At 33.4% G+C, this 18,537-nt stretch carries 18 protein-coding genes; 12 read left to right on the plus strand and 6 right to left on the minus strand.

Annotated elements, in window-relative coordinates:
- Window positions 1-87 precede the first annotated feature (87 nt).
- From DG435_RS17435 to DG435_RS17470, 8 genes are all read left to right on the plus strand, one after another.
- Window positions 88-1,710, plus strand: coding sequence for a T9SS C-terminal target domain-containing protein (locus DG435_RS17435; protein WP_159025503.1), 1,623 nt, complete (start codon window positions 88-90; stop codon window positions 1,708-1,710).
- 242 nt (window positions 1,711-1,952) lie between these two features.
- Complete coding sequence (locus DG435_RS17440; protein WP_106791818.1) at window positions 1,953-2,963, plus strand: kelch-like protein; 1,011 nt, start codon at window positions 1,953-1,955, stop codon at window positions 2,961-2,963.
- Between the two features lie 101 nt (window positions 2,964-3,064).
- Entirely contained in the window at window positions 3,065-3,670 is a 606-nt protein-coding gene (locus DG435_RS17445; protein ID WP_106791819.1) for an SIMPL domain-containing protein, read from the plus strand.
- 320 nt (window positions 3,671-3,990) lie between these two features.
- The gene (locus DG435_RS17450) at window positions 3,991-4,521 is read left to right on the plus strand and encodes a hypothetical protein (RefSeq protein WP_159025504.1); all 531 of its coding nucleotides are present in this window, start codon (window positions 3,991-3,993) and stop codon (window positions 4,519-4,521) included.
- 228 nt (window positions 4,522-4,749) lie between these two features.
- Entirely contained in the window at window positions 4,750-5,406 is a 657-nt protein-coding gene (locus tag DG435_RS17455) for a collagen-like protein (RefSeq protein ID WP_106791821.1), read from the plus strand.
- A gap of 174 nt (window positions 5,407-5,580) precedes the next feature.
- A complete protein-coding gene (locus tag DG435_RS17460) occupies window positions 5,581-5,976 on the plus strand; it encodes a DUF2721 domain-containing protein (RefSeq protein WP_106791822.1) in 396 nt (131 codons plus the stop codon).
- A gap of 34 nt (window positions 5,977-6,010) precedes the next feature.
- The gene (locus tag DG435_RS17465; RefSeq protein ID WP_106791823.1) at window positions 6,011-7,462 is read left to right on the plus strand and encodes an ATP-binding protein; all 1,452 of its coding nucleotides are present in this window, start codon (window positions 6,011-6,013) and stop codon (window positions 7,460-7,462) included.
- A 21-nt stretch (window positions 7,463-7,483) separates the two neighbouring features.
- Window positions 7,484-7,897, plus strand: coding sequence for a response regulator (locus DG435_RS17470; RefSeq protein ID WP_106791824.1), 414 nt, complete (start codon window positions 7,484-7,486; stop codon window positions 7,895-7,897).
- 55 nt (window positions 7,898-7,952) lie between these two features.
- On the opposite strand, the gene pyk is transcribed toward DG435_RS17470, so the two are convergent.
- The 5 genes from pyk to DG435_RS17495 all read right to left on the minus strand — a co-directional run bounded on the left by pyk (window position 7,953) and on the right by DG435_RS17495 (window position 12,292).
- Window positions 7,953-9,380, minus strand: coding sequence for a pyruvate kinase (gene pyk, locus DG435_RS17475; protein ID WP_106791825.1), 1,428 nt, complete (start codon window positions 9,378-9,380; stop codon window positions 7,953-7,955).
- Window positions 9,380-9,871 (minus strand): IPExxxVDY family protein, encoded by a 492-nt coding sequence (locus tag DG435_RS17480; RefSeq protein WP_106791884.1) that lies wholly within the window; start codon window positions 9,869-9,871, stop codon window positions 9,380-9,382. The genes pyk and DG435_RS17480 overlap by 1 nt, the downstream gene beginning before the upstream one ends.
- A 181-nt stretch (window positions 9,872-10,052) precedes the next feature.
- Complete coding sequence (gene rnc / locus DG435_RS17485; RefSeq protein WP_106791826.1) at window positions 10,053-10,787, minus strand: ribonuclease III; 735 nt, start codon at window positions 10,785-10,787, stop codon at window positions 10,053-10,055.
- A complete protein-coding gene (fabF, locus tag DG435_RS17490) occupies window positions 10,788-12,041 on the minus strand; it encodes a beta-ketoacyl-ACP synthase II (RefSeq protein WP_024768510.1) in 1,254 nt (417 codons plus the stop codon). It abuts the gene before it with no gap.
- Between the two features lie 17 nt (window positions 12,042-12,058).
- Entirely contained in the window at window positions 12,059-12,292 is a 234-nt protein-coding gene (locus DG435_RS17495; RefSeq protein WP_024768509.1) for an acyl carrier protein, read from the minus strand.
- Between the two features lie 181 nt (window positions 12,293-12,473).
- On the opposite strand from DG435_RS17495, the gene DG435_RS17500 reads away from it, so the two are divergent.
- Window positions 12,474-13,058 (plus strand): phosphoribosylglycinamide formyltransferase, encoded by a 585-nt coding sequence (locus DG435_RS17500; protein ID WP_106791827.1) that lies wholly within the window; start codon window positions 12,474-12,476, stop codon window positions 13,056-13,058.
- A 197-nt stretch (window positions 13,059-13,255) separates the two neighbouring features.
- On the plus strand, window positions 13,256-13,891 hold the full coding sequence (locus DG435_RS17505; RefSeq protein WP_106791828.1) for a viroplasmin family protein: 636 nt from the start codon (window positions 13,256-13,258) through the stop codon (window positions 13,889-13,891).
- 128 nt (window positions 13,892-14,019) lie between these two features.
- Here the strand turns inward: DG435_RS17505 and DG435_RS17510 are convergent, their stop codons facing one another.
- Window positions 14,020-15,096, minus strand: a complete 1,077-nt coding sequence (locus tag DG435_RS17510) for a carbohydrate-binding protein (protein WP_106791829.1) — start codon at window positions 15,094-15,096, stop codon at window positions 14,020-14,022.
- 443 nt (window positions 15,097-15,539) lie between these two features.
- On the opposite strand from DG435_RS17510, the gene DG435_RS17515 reads away from it, so the two are divergent.
- Both DG435_RS17515 and DG435_RS17520 read left to right on the plus strand, forming a co-directional pair.
- Window positions 15,540-16,469 (plus strand): PfkB family carbohydrate kinase, encoded by a 930-nt coding sequence (locus DG435_RS17515; RefSeq protein WP_106791830.1) that lies wholly within the window; start codon window positions 15,540-15,542, stop codon window positions 16,467-16,469.
- Window positions 16,470-16,550: 81 nt separating this feature from the next.
- On the plus strand, window positions 16,551-18,449 hold the full coding sequence (locus DG435_RS17520; protein WP_106791831.1) for an amidophosphoribosyltransferase: 1,899 nt from the start codon (window positions 16,551-16,553) through the stop codon (window positions 18,447-18,449).
- Window positions 18,450-18,537 lie beyond the last annotated feature (88 nt).

An 18,537-nucleotide genomic window follows, 5' to 3' on the forward strand; every position in this document is an offset into this window, starting at 1 on the left:
TTGTTTTTAGCTTAAGCAGTTTGTTGCTCTATAGTAGGCTAAGAATAAGGATAGATTTTTATAAACAAATCATAAAAACATAAACAAATGAAAAAGAAACAGTTTTTATATCGTTTGATCATCTTTTGCGTGTTGATTGTAGGATGCAAAAATGATGATGACATAGTTGTACCACCTGTATCAGCCGAGAATCAGGCACCAGGAGATTTTACAATACAAGTTAACCAAATTACCGATAATAGTGCACTGCTAGAATGGACTCTGGTAGTTGACCCAGATGATGATGAGGTAACATATGCCGTTTTTTTAGGAGATAATACAATGCAGTCGGATTTACAAACCACAGAGTTTTTGTTAGAAGGGCTTAATGCCCAAACCAGCTACATTGGAAAAGTAGTAGCTTCTGATGGAAAAGGAGGAACATCAGAAAGCACATTTACCTTTGATACAGAAGGAGGAGCTGTCATTAACGAAGAAGTATCAATAGCATGGGAAAAATCTTATGGAGGTTCTCATATTGACATCGCTAATGCGCTGCAATTAACAATAGATGGGGGGTATATTGTGGTTGGTACTGCTAATTCTGATGATGGAGACGTAGGTGGTAATAACGATGCAGATGGGTATATAGGAGGAGACTATTGGGTTATTAAATTAAGTAATTCGGGTGAACTAATGTGGGAAACTAACCTGGGAGGCTTTAGTGATGAAGCCGCAAATAGTATACAACAAACATCAGATGGCGGATATATAGTTGCAGGAATGACTGATTCTAATGATCAGGACATTAGTGGTGATACTTCTTTTGCCGATTTTTGGATTGTAAAATTAGATGGCTCAGGAAATTTGGTTTGGGAGACCAATTATGGTGGAAGTGGAAATGAAGAAGCAACAGATATCGAACAAACATCAGATGACGGTTTTATTGTCGCAGGTTTTACTAGTTCTTCAAACGGTGATGTAGGAGACAATTATGGAGGTCTGGATTACTGGGTAATAAAGTTAGACTCTTTTGGAGGCTTAGTATGGGAAACAAATCTTGGAGGTACCGGATTTGATATTGCACAATCGGTTGAACAAACGTTAGATGGAGGTTATATCGTTGGAGGATATTCAGAATCCTCAGACGGTGTTGTAGGAAGTAACTATGGAGAAAAAGATTTTTGGATTGTAAAATTAGATGTTTTAGGAAATTTGGTTTGGGAAACAAACCTTGGAGGAACACTTGATGATCTGGCATATGATGTTCATCAAACTACTGATCAAGGATATATCGTAGCTGGATATTCTGAATCCTCAGATTTTGATGTAAGTGGTAATAATGGAAAAAAAGATAGTTGGATCTTAAAATTAGATACTTCGGGAGAACTGGTATGGCAGGTTAACCTTGGTAGTTCAGAGAGTGATGCCGCTCGCTCTGTTCAACAAACGACAGATGGAGGATATATCTTTGCTGGGAACTCGGGAGCAAGCGACTTTGATGCAAGTACAAATAATGGAGGCTATGCAGATTTCTGGGTGGTAAAACTAAATCCTTTTGGTGAATTGTTATGGGAAATTAGCTTTGGTGGTCCAGAACCTGATTATGCAAATACGATTCAACAAACCAATAACGGTTACATCGTAGCTGGTTATGTTTATGCTCCTGGAGGAGATATTAGTGGTGCCGGTAAAGGTATGTGGGATTACTGGGTCGTAAAACTAGAATAATTCCTGCGATACTATAAAAACAATTTGTAATGATTAGGTTTTTTTGTCCATGCTTTTCATTACCTCGGATCCTCATTACCTAACCTAACAAAGATAATGGGGATCCGTTTTTCTAACCTACAGGTAAACCCCTTAAAAAACGTCCGAATTCTTTGAAATTCAAACTTTTCGGATATTCTAAATCTCGACCATAATTAGGTTTGTATCCATAACTTTTAGAATAACTATAAACACTTAAACGTATGAAAAAAAATTGCTACATAATTTCAGCACTATTGTTTTTGGTCCTGTTATCATGTGATATTGAAGAAACCCAGACAGAAAACTTTGAAAAGAGTAATGTCAATTCTTTTACGACCAAAGCAATTAGTTTACATCCCAAGAAGGTTCTTAAAGAAACCCCTTTTGGAGGGAGAGCCAATCATACCTCACTTGTATTTGACAATAAAATGTGGGTAATAGCGGGTAATGGTCCAGGAATATACTATAACGATGCATGGTATAGTAAAGATGGTACTACCTGGATGGCAGCTACAAAAAAAGCTTCTTTTTCACTGAGAACAAATCATGCTGCAACTGTTTCTCAAGGTAAAATGTGGATAACAGGTGGTAGGCTTGTTAATGAAATGAATGATGTTTGGTTTAGTACAGACGGGAAGACCTGGAAAGAAGCTACAAGCAATGCTTCTTTTTCACCAAGATCAGGACATACGATGGTCGATTTACAAGGAAGAATGTTTGTAATTGGTGGTCATGAAAATGGAATTGAAAAAGGTGATATTTGGGTAAGTAGTGATGGGTCTAAATGGAATTTAGTATCCAATCTGGCACCTTTTGGAGCAAGAAGAGATCATGCCTCTGTAGTGTATGATAATAAGATATGGGTTATTGGAGGCTATGATGCCAATAATAACTTTTTAAACGATGTATGGTATTCGCCAAATGGCTTTCAATGGTTTCTCGCTACCCCAGACGCAGATTTTTTACCTAGAAGAGATCATGCAGTAACAGTAGATAAAAAAGGAATGTGGTTAACTGCCGGAACAAGAAATAACGACTTCGAGTATTTTAATGATATCTGGTATAGTACCAATGGTATAGACTGGAAAAAAACGTTTCTAACTAAAAAGTTTCAAGAAAGAACGCAGCATACATCTGTGTATTTTAACAAGAAATTATGGATCATTAGTGGATATGCTTTGAACAATGGAAGCCCTGATGACTTTTATCACGATATCTGGTCTTTTGAATAATAACAATGATATTTCTGATGCAGGTCACTATTCTAATATCCAATTTTTAAAGCATGGCATGTGTTTACGTTTGTGATTACTTAAATAAAAACAATAAATAAATGAAAAAATTAATTCTAATTCTGCTAATAGGTACTGTTCCTATGTTTGGGCAGCAACAAAATAATACGATAAGTGTAATAGGAGAATGTGATAAAAAAGTTGATATCGAAAAATATATTATTAATGTCGAATTCAAAGAAGTTATGGCAGATGGATATCAAAATATTGAATCCAAAAGCATATCACAACTCAAAGAGGATTATAAGAACAAATTGAATACTATAGGTGTAGATTTTGAAAAGTTTAAAGAAAATGTTTTGTATAAAATTACCTCTACGGGTTATGGAGCGCAGGCTTATTATTTTTATGTTACAAAATCCCTTGATGAAGTAAAAAAAATACATGCTCAAAAAATGAAAGGAGTAACAATCACGTGGGTAGATGTTATTGCTAAAGAAAAGACCAATGAAGAAATGATAGTATTGAATAAAAAAGCCATCCAGGATGCTAGAGGTAAAGCTACTAGAATTGCAGGTAGTGTCAATAAAAAAATAGGGGATATACAAAACATAGAAGACACTAATTATAAGCGACAATATTATAATGTGAACAAATCACAAGAACTACAAAAACATTACATAACAGTAACATTTGTTTTGGAATAGACTTTTGAGAATCAATTAAAATGATACAGACATCTCTAAAAACTAGATGAAAAATGATTAGCTTTAAGCTGAAATTAAATAAAAGTGTCAATAATATTAATATTATTGACACTTTTATTTAGTTGTAAATCAAAAAATACAATGAATAATACCGATAGTATATCAAAAAGAAGGGCGCTATTTAAACGTATAAATAGAAAAGTAAATACGAATTAAATTTAAAAATAGAAATGTATCATATATTGACAAAATCGATAGTAATTTTTGGTTTTCTTTTTTGTAGTACAGGTTATACACAAAAAAAAGAAACAGATACAAAAATGAATCAACCAATATCTACAGTGGATGATACCCTTAGGGTTGGATACACATATTGGTGGCCACAATCAGGGCCTTTTATTGGTAATTGTGGAGATAAATATGCATTAGTTTTTTTAGGCACTATTCAGCATATTGATAATCCGGTTAAGAATGATGATCTGCTCTATACGCCTCAAAAAGGAAGTATCAAGATCGATAAGGTGTTAACTTCAAGAGTACTTAAGAAGAATAAGTATGACAAACAAAAATTCTTTGTTTCAGATTATTTCTATAAGCAAGATGTAAAACAAGGAGATCGGGTACTGGTTTTTTGCTATGAATACGAAGATAATTATAGTATTCCGGGAGGAAAGTCGATGTTAAAAATAAAAGGAGATAATGATCCTATTTTACTATCCATTAAAAGATATATTCAGTCTGGTCAAAATGCATTAGAGCTAAAAAAGGATGTGACTTTATGGAAAAACTATGGTTTAGAGGCAGAGGTAAAACAGGTTATTGAATGTAGAGAAATGAGAAGTAAGGATTGAAGAACCTAAAAGTTTTTACTACATCAATTGTCATAACAGTATACTTCAGCATAAATATCTAAATTATATAGAAAAAGTATAGTATTTAAAGCACTCAGGTGTTTTCACTCCAAAAACACAGTCAAACCCCTTAAAAAATGTCCGAATTCTTTGAAATTCAAACTTTTCGGATAGTACATATTCTTACCCATACTAGGTTTGTGCCATTAACTTTTAAAAATTATAAAAATGAAAGCAATAACAAATTTAGTAAAGGGGATGATGATAGTGATGGTATCGCTATTGATCTTTTCATGCTCTGATGGGGAAGATGGAGCAATTGGGCCTGCGGGTCAAGATGGAGTTAACGGAGCTGATGGTGCAAATGGAGCAGACGGTAATGATGGTGCCAATGGTACTGATGGCGAAAACGGTGATGATGGTTCCCCAGGAACAGCCAATGTAATGTATTCTGATTGGATTGCAAGGGATTTTGAAACCAATGTACCGGCCGAAACTAACGAGCAACTTCTCACTTCTTTTAATCTTGCCGAATTCAATCTGAATGAAGATGTAATACTGGTCTATGGGCGACATGAAGTAAACATCCTAGTCTCTGAAATCAAACAACTTCCATATATACTTGCTTCACAAAATGAATTCTACACCTTTGAGGTTTCAAGTTTTAGTGGTGGCAGTTCGTTACGAATCGAAGTATCTACATTGGATGGAGGAACTAACTTGTTTACATTTTTTGATGATTTCAGATATGTGATTATACCTGGTGGGGTTTCGACTTCTAGTAGTGCCGCTTCAGGTGGACTTGAATCTGGATCCAAATCTGCAGAAGATTATAAAAACATGTCTTATGAAGAGATTAAAACTTTATTTAATATCCCAGAATAATCTTTATAGCCAATCATTAATTTGAATTATGTATAGTGAGCAATGCCCTTGTATTGCTCACTTTTTTATATGAATAAATTCTGAAATTTGAATGTTATAAATGGTGCTGAGATATAATTTATCATTTGCTGCTCTATTTTTTTAGCCTAAATTAGTAGTCCTAAATTCTTTTTTATGACGCTTACTATGAGTATTCCGGCCTTGTTATTTCCTGCAATATCATTAACTATGCTGGCCTATAATGCAAGGTATTTAGCTATTGCAGCATTGATACGGCAATTACATGAGGAATATTTGACTTCACGATCAAAAAACACCGTATTACAGATCAAAAATTTAAGAAAACGATTATGGTTGATTAGAAATATGCAAGCCATAGCTATCGCTAGCTTTCTCACCAGTGTAATTACCATGTTTTTATTGTATATAGAAAAGATGTCCTGGGCTAATATAGTATTTGGCATTAGTCTTTTTTTACTTATGATTTCACTTTTTTTATCATTTATAGAAGTTCAGATTTCTACCAAAGCACTTGCTATTAGGCTTAATAGAATCGAAGAGGATACGTAAGAAATCCTTATCTTGTTATGATAAATAGTGCCGAATGCTTCAAAATGAACTTTTTAATAATGTAATTCAAGATTTCAATGCTGGATATTGGGAACTATATGATGATCCAGAAAAAGAAGTTTGGTCAAAAAAGTTTTATGATAGTTTAGGATATACAAAAGATGAATTAGAGTCAAAAATAGATTATTTTTTAGAACACTTGATACACCAGGATGATATTGAGTTATTTAGAGATAATTTTTTTAGCTATCGACGTAATGCTGTAAATTTTAAGCAACATATAAAAATTCTCGATAAAAAAGGAAATTATAAACTATATAGATGCGCAACTAATGATGAATTACCTGTAAATATAAAATCTAAGATTAACCTTATCTTTTTTATTGAAATCAAACTAGAACCTGAGCAGGATATTACAAAAGATAATTTCTACTATAAAGAAACTGCCCAAATGACAGCTACGGGGAGTTGGTATGTAGATTTTGAGGAAAGGAAAAGTTTCTGGGATTTTGAAACCAGAAGAATTTTAGAATATGCCGATGATTATATTCCTTCTCTTAAGGATTCTGCCAACTACTACGCAGAGGATTCGAGGCAACAAGCAGCAGATTTGTTTTTTAATTGTGCGATGGTAGGTACACCTTTTAATACCGAAATAAAGATGGTAACCGCTAACAATAGAGTGTTTTGGGTACGAGCCATAGGAAAACCGGTATATAATGAAAATAAAGAAATAATTGGGATTAGAGGTGTTTTTCAGGACATAGATGAAATCAAAAGAAAAGAATTAAATCTGCAAATGTCAATCGATATTATCGCATCTCAGAACTCTAGACTATTCAATTTTGCTCATATCGTATCCCACAATCTTAGGTCGCATACCAGTAATCTGTCTTTATTAGTACAATTGATTGAAGATATAGATAACCCCGAGGAAAAGATTGGATTGATCAAAGAAATTAAACAGATATCATATAGTCTAAATACAACCATTGAACACCTAAATGAGATTGTAGCGATACACACAAATAAGGATCAGGAAAAAAAACCTGTCAAATTTCAGGATGCTTTTAATTTGGTTACAAGCGGAATCGGACAAATGATTTCTATGAGTAAGACTAAAATTAAGACAGATTTTAGTGAATTAAATACGATTAATTATATTTCTGCGTATTTAGAGAGTATCCTGTTAAATTTAATAACAAATGCTATAAAATATAAACATAAGGATAGAGACCCGGTAGTAGAAATCAAAAGCTATTCTATAGGTAGTAAAGAGTGTTTAAAAGTCACAGATAATGGTAGCGGAATTGATATGAAACTGTTCAAGGATAAAATATTTGGGATGTATAAAACATTTCATTACAATAAGGATGCAGTAGGAATCGGATTGTTTTTAACAAAAAATCAGGTAGAATCATTAGGTGGAAAAATTACTGTAGAGAGCGAAGTGGATAAAGGAACAACTTTTATAATTGAATTTTAAAAACAAATAACCCCACAGATCATGAGTCATAAAATAGGATTAGCTTGTATTATTGATGACGACAATATGTATGTAAATCTTGTAAAAAGGATTGTAGAAGCAAAAAACCTTTGTAAAAACTTAATGGTATTTCAAAATGGTAAGGATGCTCTTAATTATTTTGAAGCTATTTTGACTAATTTAAATAAAAAGACAATTCCCGAAATAATATTTCTTGATTTAAATATGCCAGTAATGGATGGATGGGAATTTTTGGATAACTTCACTAAAATCAAAAACAAACTCGGAAAAACAATTACACTATACATTGTAAGCTCCTCAATTAACCCAGTAGATATAGAAAGGGCAAAAAGCATTAATACGGTAAAAGATTATCTTATAAAACCAGTTACAATAGAAGATTTAGAGACTATCTTTTTAAAGCAAACTTTATAAAAAAAGCTTCACGTATAGAGAAGCTTTTTTTAAAATATTCTATTGAAGGAATTTCTTAGATTTGCGATACCCTAAGCGTATTTACCATTCCTTTTGCGGTGATAGGCATTGCTGCAAGATTAATCAACATATCTCCCTGCTCTACAAACCCACGTTCCAGTGCAATTTTATTAATATCTTCTACAGTTTCATCGGTACTTACGAACTTATCATAATAAAAAGCTTTTACTCCCCATAAGAGGCTAAGCTGAGATAAGATTCTATGATTACTGGTAAAGACCAGAATATGAGCATCAGGCCTCCATGCAGAAATTTGAAATGCTGTATAACCACTATTGGTAAGAGTACAGATTGCTTTGGCATCAATATCATTTGCCATGTGCGCAGCATGATAACAAATAGATTTTGTAATAAATCTATTTGTTCTGATGTGAGGAGGGTTTTGAGGAACCGTTATTAAATCAGAATTTTCTACACTTTTAATAATATTAGACATAGTTTCGATCACCTGTACAGGATATTTCCCTACAGAAGTTTCTCCTGATAGCATAACGGCATCAGCTCCATCCATTACAGAGTTGGCTACATCATTTACCTCGGCACGTGTTGGCGTAAGGCTATCGATCATTGTCTCCATCATCTGTGTGGCAATAATGACAGGTATTCTGGCAGTTTTAGCTTTGAGCACTAAATTTTTCTGAATTAAAGGTACTTCCTGAGCAGGAATTTCTACACCAAGATCTCCTCTTGCCACCATCAATCCATCGCAATAAGCTACAATCTTATCAATATTTTCTACTCCTTCAGGCTTCTCTATTTTAGCAATAATTGGAATTTTATGATCACTATGTTCTTTTATGAGATCTTGTAATTGTATTAAATCCTGGGCATGACGCACAAAAGATAATGCCATCCAATCAACTCCTTGTTCGCATGCAAAAATTGCATCTTTTATATCTTTTTCTGTTAGTGCCGGTAAAGAAATACTAGTATTAGGAAGGTTCACTCCTTTTTTAGATTTTAGAGGGCCTCCTTGTATCACTTTGGTCTTAACCGTATCTTTTTTGTTAGAAGAAATAACTTCAAAAATTAACTTACCATCGTCTAATAATATTCTTTCGCCTGCTTTTACATCTTTTGGGAAACTTTCATAATTCATATAGACCTCTTTAGAAGTGCCTTCAAAAGGTTTACCGGTTACAAAATTGATTACATCACCATCATTAGCAATAATATCTCTTTTCATAACACCTACACGCAATTTAGGGCCTTGTAAGTCTCCTAGTATAGACGCATTGTAGCCATGTTCTTTACTTAGTTTTCGTATAATCTTTATGCGCTCTTTGACATCACTATAATCAGCATGAGAAAAATTTATTCTGAAAACATTTACACCTGCTTCCAACATTTTTTTTAATATCTCTTCACTACTTGTCGCGGGTCCAAGAGTAGCGACTATTTTAGTTCTTTTACGTTTTGGCATTATTCGAATATTAGGTTGTTCTTTGATTTAAGTGTAGCATATTCTAAAGAATATGCTGTTATAATTTGTGAAATGGTAAGCATGTCTATAAGTAAAGATTTACTTGAAAAATTTGATGCTTCAGTTTCAATTTTTAGAAAATAATCTACATTTTTTAATTCTGGAATTAAATATTTTGTGGTATGTGTATTCTCTATAGTGGTAAACAGCCCTTCAGAAATCTTATTTTCTGATTTTATTTGGGATTGAAATTTATTTCCCATAAGACTATATGTGCTATATTGAAAATGATCATCATACTGGTACAATGGAAAATTTGCCGTGAGATCATTATACTCAAAATTAATATCTTCTTTTTTTCTATAGAGCTTTAAATTCAGGTTTTTATTCAATAAAAAAGCCAACCGATATGAAGCTAATGAACAATGAATGGCAATGAGTTCATAATCATCATCGGCAAAGGCATCTAATACTAACCGTTGAACAGCCACTTTGATTTTTTTTGTTTCCGATTTAACGCGAAATATACAAATAAATTCACCTAACAAGTTTAATTAGAGATAAAGTTATTTTACGAAAACGATTGAGTTAGTATCTTTTAACTATAAAAAAAATAGTTTTTCGAGTATGTGTATATTTTGCTTAATTTGATAAGAAAAATTCTAATGTTATTTAGATGTTTATTTTAGATTGAAATGCAAAATAAGCTCTTTTTGAAGCTTTTTCTTCTGCTTTCTTTTTTGAAGTAGCTCTTGCTTTTGCAACTACTTTATCATCTATCCATAATTTTACGGCAAAATGTTTCATTTCATCCTTACCGGTATCTTCATATACTTCGTAACTAAATACTTTTTTCTCTTTTTGACACCATTCTATCAATAAGCTTTTGTAACTAATGATTTGTCCTTCGAGGCTTTCGATATCAACATATGGATTGATTACAGCTTCTTTAATAAATCGTTCGCAATATGCAAAGCCACGATCCAGGTAAATGGCACCTATTAGTGCTTCAAAAAGGTTTCCATGTATATTTATTCCAAATTGAGATTTAGGAATATTGGTTCGCACCAGTTCAATTAGTTTAAGATCTTTACCCAATTCATTAAGATGTTTTCTACTTACTACTTTGGCTCTCATTTTAGTCAAATACCCTTCATTGCCTTCAGGTACTTCTTTAAATAAATGGGCTGCGATAACACTACTTAACATGGCATCACCAAGAAATTCTAACCTTTCAAAATTAACAGCATTTCCTTTTTTGTCTTTTAAATTTAATGACCTATGAGTAAATGCTTTTTCGTAAGGTTTAATGTTTTTGGGCTTAAAATTTACTATTTTCTGAATTTTAGAAAAAAAATTCCCGTTCTTTTCAGAGCGGGAATTTAGTATGTTTCGAATAACATTCATTTATTCGTTCAGTTTTTTAAATAACACACAAGCATTATGACCTCCGAAACCAAAAGTATTACTCATTGCGTATGTGATTTCACGTTTTTGAGCTTTGTTTAATGTCAAATTCAATGAAGAATCTATGTTTTCATCCACAGTAGTGTGATTGATAGTAGGAGGTACTATACTTTTTTGCATAGCCAAAATAGAAGAAATAGCTTCTATAGCTCCAGCTGCACCAAGTAAGTGTCCTGTCATAGATTTCGTTGAATTGATATTGATGTTAGGTGCATGATCTCCAAAAACCTTGGTAATAGCTTTCAATTCTGCAACATCTCCTAATGGAGTGGATGTTCCATGAGTGTTTATAGCGTCTACCTGTTCTGGTGATATACCTGCATCTTTTAAACAATTAAGCATCACGCGTTCTACACCTATTCCATCTGGATGCGGAGCTGTCATGTGATATGCATCACTAGACATTCCACCACCAACGACTTCGGCATAGATTTTAGCACCTCGTGCTTTTGCGTGTTCATATTCTTCAAGAATGAGAGCTCCACTACCTTCTCCAAGAACGAAACCATCTCTGGTTGCGTCAAATGGTCTGGAGGCAGTTTCCGGACTTTCATTTCTTGTAGACAAAGCGTGCATCGCATTAAATCCTCCCATACCAGCTATAGTAACAGCAGCTTCACTTCCTCCTGTAATGATAATATCACAATGGCCCAAACGAATATAGTTTAGAGCATCGATCATTGCATTTGCAGAAGAAGCACAAGCAGAAACTGTGGTATAGTTAGGTCCCATAAAACCATTTCGGATAGAAATATGACCAGGAGCAATATCGGCGATCATTTTCGGGATAAAGAAAGGATTGAAACGAGGTGTTCCATTTCCATTGGCATAGCCAATTACTTCTTCCTGAAAAGTTTCTATTCCGCCAATTCCTGCACCCCAGATCACACCAACTCTAAATTTATCAACCTTTTCTAGGTCAATAGCAGCATCTTTTATAGCTTCTTCAGAAGATACAATAGCATACTGCGCGAATTTATCAAGTTTTCGTGCTTCTTTTCTATCAAAATAGTCTGTGGGAGAATAATTTTTGACTTCGCAAGCAAATTTAGTCTTGAAATTTTCGGTATCGAAATAAGTAATGGGGGCACAACCGCTTTTTCCATTTACTAATCCATCCCAATATTCATCAATATTGTTACCTATAGGTGTTAATGCACCTAGTCCTGTGACTACAACTCGCTTAAGATTCATATTTTGTCGTGAAGTTATTACTTTGCGTCTTCAATATAAGATATTGCTTGACCTACTGTTGCGATGTTTTCAGCTTGATCGTCTGGAATCTGAATATCGAATTCTTTTTCGAATTCCATAATCAATTCTACAGTGTCTAATGAATCAGCGCCTAAATCGTTTGTGAAACTAGCTTCATTTACAACTTCGTTTTCGTCTACTCCTAATTTGTCAACGATTATCGCTTTTACTCTTGATGCAATGTCTGACATAATGTTTAATTTTAATTTTTTAATTAGGTGGCAAAAATAAAAAACTTTATTTTAAAACCCCACAATCCCATAAAAATGTATTTGTATTTTATCAAATATAGCGAAGTATTGCCTTTTTGCTGCCTAAAATTGAATAATAATTATTTTTTTTGTGCTCTCTAATTAACAACTTTATCATACTATGAAGCGTATTATAATTTTTGCTTCCGGCTCAGGTACCAATGCCGAAAATATAATTAAGTACTTCCACGAGCGAAAAATTGCCGAGGTTACACATGTGTTCTCTAACAACCTGCGTGCCAAAGTATTAAAAAGAGCTCACGCCCTGAAAGTAAAGGCGTTACACTTTGACAAAGAGTCATTTTATGACACAAATGAGGTGCTTAATATCTTAAAAGATGCCAAACCTGACATTATTGTACTAGCTGGGTTCTTATGGATTTTTCCTAAAAAAATCATCGAGACCTTCCCTGATAAGGTGATAAATGTTCATCCTGCATTATTACCAAAATATGGTGGAAAAGGAATGTATGGGCACCATGTACATGAAGCTGTAGTTAGAAATAAAGAAAAAGAAAGTGGCATTACAATCCATTATGTAAACGAACATTATGACGAGGGAGCGATAGTTTTTCAGGCTAAAACATCAATTTCTGAAGGAGATTCTGCCGATGATGTAGCACAGGCAATCCATAAATTAGAATATAAATATTTTCCAATCGTTATAGAAGAACTGCTTTTTGCTAATAAAAAAAGTAATGAGTAGTGTGCTTACTAGTTAGAAACGGAAGGAATATTGTAGAATACTATTAATATAGTTGTTTATTATAGCGTTCGAGCGGGCTATACGTTACAATTCCTCTCCCGAATACTCGGGATGCGGTATTTTCACTACTATCCCTAACGCAAAAAACCGTTTAAAAAGAAAAATTTCTATCAACCAACAATGATCAACTAATAAGAATGGCTAAGAAAGAAAAATTTTATGTGGTTTGGGAAGGACATACGCCTGGGATTTACACCAAGTGGAATGATTGTAAAGCGGCTGTTAAGGGATATGCCAATGCAAAGTATAAATCTTTTGATTCTTTTGATATTGCAAAAAAAGCATATAATGGAGATTATGAGGACTATAAAGGGAAGAGTAAACCTAAAAAAATACTTACTGCAGCACAATTATCAAAAATAGGAGAACCTAATTTGTATTCTATAGCAGTAGATGCTGCTTCTAGTGGTAATCCTGGTAAGATGGAATACAGGGGAGTAGATACCCAAACCGAAAAACAGCTTTTTCACCAGGGGCCTTTTAGACAGGGTACAAATAATATAGGAGAGTTTTTGGCACTTGTGCATGGTCTTGCATATCTTAAAAAGAAAAATAGTGATCGTATTATTTATTCTGATTCTAAAATAGCAATAGGATGGGTAAAACAAAAGACATGTAGAACAAAGCTGAAACGAACTGCAAAAAACAAAGAAGTCTTTGATTTGGTAGATAGAGCAACACAATGGCTCAAAGAAAATACATATATGACTACAATTGTAAAATGGGAAACCAAAGCATGGGGAGAAATACCTGCAGATTTTGGTAGAAAATAGCTTTAAAAAGATTTTTTAGGATAATAATGTATATGCAAAATGCTCCGGAAGAATACCGGAGCATTTTTATATAAATAAGATTTTTTAATCTAATGTATTGAACAAACTAGGTTTGTGATTACTTTATTTTAGTTACCACATGCTCCAAGATTATTCCATGATGTTGCAGTTTTTTGGTATAAAGTACCGTTATATGTTACTTTATCTCCAGTAGAATAAGAAGTGCTACTGTTATATGCAGATACACCAGCACAAATATCAGTACTAGGAGCGCTATCACAAGCTCCAAGGTTATTCCATGAAGTAGCAGTTTTTTGGTATAAATCTCCATTATATGTTACTTTATCTCCAGTAGAATAAGAAGTGTTACTATTATATGCAGCTACACCATCACAGTTACCACCACCAGTATTAGAACCAGGATATATAGTAGCTATAAAAGATTTATCTGTTGCAGATAATTGAGTATTACTTCCTACGGCAACACCATCTGTAGTATGTGCTGCAGGAATAGGGTAATGCATTATTGATAATGGATCATATGCACTGTAGTTAGAAATATTTGCGTCATAACGTCTAAACAGGTTGTTATCTACCTGTGCTCTACTCCAGTTGTTTGGTGGTCCGGCATAGTATGCATAAACTGCCTCTTTATCCCAGTTAATTCCAGCTACAGGATTTTGATGTTCGTGAATCAAACCAAGAGCATGTCCAAATTCGTGAATTGTAGTTCTTCTAAACTCTGTATCAGAAGTGTTGTTGTTAAACCATCCAAAATGCATACTATGTGCATGGTCATTAGAATCAGTTCCTAAATAAGACCAAGATCCACCGTCGTTTGCAAATTGACCTTCTTTAAAACCAATTTTGATGTTAGCACTGCTGTTTGAAGAAACCCATTCAAATTTAATATTTGCATGACTTTCCCACGCTACAGCATATTGCTTAACTTTGGATTGTACAAAATTATTACCATTTAAGAATTTCACTCGAATAGTTTGACCAGCTTGCCATTCCTTTGCTTTAACACTAGCAGCTTTTGAATCATTCTCGTTAGTATTCCATTTTTCGATACATACATGAGCAGCTTTTGCATCTGCATGTTGATTTGTTTCGATAATGTCTTCAGAATCTTTTTCACAGTTGAATAATAAAACCGAAAGCGATGTAACTAAAACGAGTTTAGCTAAATTTAATTTTTTCATAATTAATTATAAGTTTGAGTTTGTATTGGGTAAATAACGGTAATTTTTTAAGATTATTTTAGCATTTTTTAAATTTTTTTTTCGGAAATTATAGTTTTTTTTAAATTTTCGCACCAAAAAATTGCGATTTTCATAAATTATCTGGCATAATTCAACATTATTTTCAATACATAAAATAAAGAGTTAAAATTTTGATTTATAGGGTGTTGTTGTTAAATCAGCAAAACCTAAAATCATATACCAACCTGTAAAAGGAGTATTGTGTGCTTACCATTTCTGTAATAATTACTAAAATTTAGATTTCTTGATTTAAATTTATCAAATAGCAAGTAAAATCATAAAGAAAAATACTTGTAGATTCTAACAGGAAATAACCTTTGTATTAATCTTCTTGGTACTTAAAAGTAAAACGTATATTTGCAAAAAATTATAACGCTAGTTGTATGAGTAAATTACTTATTGTAGGTTCTATCGCCTTTGATGCTATTGAAACCCCTTTTGGTAAAACAGATAAGATATTAGGAGGAGCAGCGCCTTATATTGCGCTTTCTGCCTCAAATTTCAATGTTTCTTCAGCAGTTGTCTCTGTAGTTGGAGAAGATTTCCCTTTGGATTATCTTTCTCTCCTTCAGAAAAAAAATATTGACACTTCTGCTGTAGAAATCGTAAAAGGAGGAAAGACTTTTTTCTGGAGTGGTCGATATCATAATGATTTAAATTCAAGAGATACATTAGATACGCAACTTAATGTACTTGCTGATTTTAATCCTGTGGTTCCTGATAATTACAAAGATGCAGACATTGTGATGCTAGGAAATCTAAACCCGTTAGTACAACTTGGTGTTTTAGAACAACTCACGACTACCCCAAAACTTACGATATTAGATACTATGAATTTTTGGATGGAAGATGCTTTTTTAGGAGATCTTCTAAAAGTAATTTCAAAAGTAGATGTAATTACTATCAATGATGAAGAGGCTAGACAATTAAGCGGAGAATATTCTTTGGTAAAAGCAGCCAGAGCAATCGAAAAGATGGGCCCAAAATATATTGTGATTAAAAAAGGAGAACATGGTGCTTTATTATTTCATAAAGAACAGATTTTCTTTGCTCCTGCACTACCATTAGAAGAAGTTTTTGATCCTACCGGCGCTGGAGATACATTTGCAGGAGGTTTTTCGGGATATCTAACCAAGACAGATGATATTTCATTTGAGAATATGAAAAAAGCAATTATCCATGCTTCAAACCTCGCTTCTTTTTGTGTAGAGAAATTTGGTACAGAGCGAATGGAGAATTTAAATCGTGAGGAGGTCCAGAAGCGACTTCAGCAGTTTAGAGAGTTAACACAATTCGAGATAGAATTGTCTTGATATAAAGTATAGCCCTAAAGTAATTGTTTGGGGCTTTTTTAATTATGATTAACACAACAACATTTAGAATTTTGGAATACAATGAGTGATGCGTTAAAACACGAATGCGGTATAGCATTTATCAGATTACTAAAACCATTAGAGTATTATAAGGAAAAATACGGTAGTGCATTTTATGGAGTAAATAAAATGTATCTAATGATGGAAAAACAACATAATCGCGGTCAGGATGGTGCTGGATTTGCAAGCATTAAATTAGATACGGCTCCTGGTGAACGATATATAAGTAGGGTTCGATCTAGTGAGTCACAGCCAATACAAGATATTTTTTCTCAGATTAATGATAGAATTAATAAAGAATTGGTGGATCATCCAGAATACACTGATGATGTCGAACTACAGAAAAAAAATATTCCTTATATAGGAGAAGTGCTTTTGGGACATGTACGTTACGGGACATTTGGCAAGAATAGTGTAGAGAGTGTTCATCCTTTTTTAAGACAGAACAATTGGATGCATCGTAATCTTATCGTAGCAGGTAACTTCAACATGACTAACAATGATGTGTTGTTCAATAATCTTGTAAGATTAGGACAGCACCCAAAAGATAAGGTAGATACCGTTACTGTAATGGAGAAAATCGGCCACTTTTTGGATTCTGAAGTAGCTAAGTTATATAAGAAATTAAAGAAAGAAGGGTTTAATAAAAATGAAGCCTCTCCACAAATTGCAGAACGATTAAATGTCGCTAAAATCCTTAAAAAATCATCTAGAGATTGGGATGGAGGTTATGCGATGGCAGGAATGCTTGGGCATGGTGATGCTTTTGTTTTAAGAGATCCTGCAGGAATCAGACCGACATACTATTATAAAGATGATGAAGTGGTAGTTGTAGCATCAGAAAGGCCTGTTATTCAAACAGTATTTAATGTTGCTTTTGATGATGTATTAGAACTTGATCCGGGAAAAGCAATTATCGTCAAAAAGAATGGAGATACTTCTATAGATAGAATTATTGATCCACTAGAACGGAAAGCATGTTCTTTTGAGCGTATTTATTTTTCACGTGGAAGTGATGCTGAGATTTATGAGGAAAGAAAGAGTTTAGGAAGGTTGATTATGCCTCAGGTCTTAAAAGAAATTAGTCATGATACAGTAAATACTGTTTTTTCTTTTATTCCGAATACAGCCGAAACTTCTTTCTACGGTATGGTTGAAGCTGCTCAGGATGAATTAAATAAGCAGAAGAATGAAACTATACTTTCTGAAAAAGAAACATTAACAGATGAACGTCTATCAGAAATTCTCTCCTACAGATTAAGAACAGAGAAAATTGCAATCAAAGATGCTAAGCTTCGTACTTTTATTACAGAAGATAGTAGTAGAGATGATTTGGTAGCTCATGTCTATGATGTAACTTATGGTGTAGTAAAACAAGAGGATAATTTAGTCATAATTGATGATAGTATCGTTAGAGGAACAACACTGAAGAAGAGTATTATCAAGATGATGGATAGATTGAAGCCAAAGAAAATCGTTATTGTTTCTTCGGCACCGCAAATTCGTTATCCTGATTGTTACGGAATTGATATGGCAAGATTAGAAGGTTTAATTGCATTTCAGGCAGCATTAGAACTTTTAAAAGAAAATGGGAATTATGATTTGGTAGAGCAGGTTTATGAAAAATGTAAAGCTCAAGAAAATCTGGTAGACTCAGAGGTGCAAAATTTTGTAAAAGAAATCTATAGTGGATTTTCTGATCAGGAAGTAAGTGATAAAATATCAGAATTGTTAAGTGATAAATCGGTAAAAGCTGATGTAAAGATTATTTATCAGACCGTTGATAACCTTCATAAGGCCTGTCCTAAGAACCTTGGAGATTGGTATTTTACAGGAGATTATCCAACTATAGGAGGAAACAGAGTTGTAAATAAGGCTTTTATAAATTTCTTTGAAGGTAAAAATGAAAGAGCTTATTAAAAAAACAAAAATGTTTGTTGTTAAAAAGGGTTAATTTGTGTATTTCAACAATTATTTTGACCTTTCGTCTAAAACATTTTTTCACTAT

The sequence above is a fragment of the Aquimarina sp. Aq78 genome (assembly GCF_900299525.1).
In the GTDB taxonomy this organism is placed as follows: domain Bacteria; phylum Bacteroidota; class Bacteroidia; order Flavobacteriales; family Flavobacteriaceae; genus Aquimarina.